This is a genomic window from Faecalibacterium intestinale (assembly GCF_040096575.1).
Lineage (GTDB): Bacteria > Bacillota > Clostridia > Oscillospirales > Ruminococcaceae > Faecalibacterium > Faecalibacterium intestinale.
Genome location: NZ_JBBMEN010000066.1, coordinates 1 through 1,217, shown reverse-complemented (window position 1 = coordinate 1,217; position 1,217 = coordinate 1). Strand labels below are relative to the sequence as shown.

Genomic DNA, 1,217 nt, shown 5'->3' with positions numbered 1-1,217 from the left:
GCAAGAACCGTCCCGTGGCCACAAATTTTCAATTCTTGAAAATTCTGTGTTCCTCCGGGACTACACTTCTGCAACGCTCGTGCGTTTCCGAAGTGCTTCTTGTTGGGGCGTGCCTGCCCCAAACCCTGCCGAGTAACAATAAAGTTCATAATTGTTCCATGGACTGAGTATAACACATCCTTCGACGATACACTACTCCTCTTTTTGCAAAAATCCAATTATCTTCGGTGACCTGTCGTGAGATGCAATTATTTCATGTCGTTTCACCAATCACTTGACTTGGTTTGAAAAAACACAGAGCATATGATACAATAGAATAAATAATGTTGTCTACCGAGAAAGGAAGTGTCTTTCCATGAAAAAAATCCATAAGTTCTTTTCTAAAGATTTGCTCCATATTCTTGGTGCTGTTGGGATTTTTGTTGCTTTTCTGATTTCTATCGCCTATAAGCAAGTTGGAATCGGGGCACTCATAGCTGCGTGGCTTATTGCTATGGCAATTATCGGGGTAGCATGGATTACAGACATCCGCAAAGCAGACCTGCTGAAAAACGGAAAGATTGTTTCCGGAAAAGTTAATGCAGTAAAAAGGGTTCACATAAAATTCCACATGAGTACCTATCACCTTGCTGATGAAGATGTAATTTATCCTTGGGTGATTCGGTACCAATACAAGATTGGAAAAGACACTTATTATGGACAGTCCCATTGGTTTTGGTTCAAACCTCTCGTGAGCAAGGGAACACCTATAAAGGTGACTATTGACCCTCAAAACCCAGAAAGAAGCATTGTTGCTGCATGGGAAAGTTAATAGGTTGTTTCTTTCCTCTATGATGACGGAAATTTCAAAGGAGCGTAATCTCCTTTGGCACACGACTTTGGAACAAAGTCTAGTGTGTTACACCTCGATAGAGGTGTGCCGCTCCCAGACACAAAAAGTCCCATGGCCAACACCTCGGCGGTGTGGTCATGGGACTTAATGCTTTTTAGGCCTAGCGGAGTGAACAGTAACCAATCCTGACATCCAGTTGCCGTGTCATTTGTTGAATACTGTTTTACGAACAGTCTGCGGACGTGAAGACCCACCATTATATCATCAGCTTCGACCCGAAGGACGCAGTAGAGAACGGCCTGACCATGGAGCGGGCGCAAGCCCTTGGCTTGCAGTTCTGCAAGGACAACTTCCCCGCTCATCCTGCCATCGTCTGCACTCACCC

Annotated in this window: 1 protein-coding gene and 1 pseudogene; both read left to right on the top strand. The window is 44.5% G+C overall.

Features of this window, described 5'->3' with window-relative positions:
• Positions 1-355: 355 nt before the first annotated feature.
• Positions 356-811: a DUF3592 domain-containing protein gene (locus WMO20_RS14380; protein ID WP_015537049.1), complete on the top strand. Its 456-nt coding sequence runs from the start codon at positions 356-358 to the stop codon at positions 809-811.
• 251 nt (positions 812-1,062) lie between these two features.
• Positions 1,063-1,217, top strand: a pseudogene (locus WMO20_RS14375) (relaxase/mobilization nuclease domain-containing protein); the annotation flags it as partial.

What these genes read in the sequence shown, in the direction of transcription:
- WMO20_RS14380 (WP_015537049.1), top strand. Translation starts at nt 356, where the DNA reads ATGAAAAAAATCCATAAGTTCTTTTCTAAAGATTTGCTCCATATTCTT.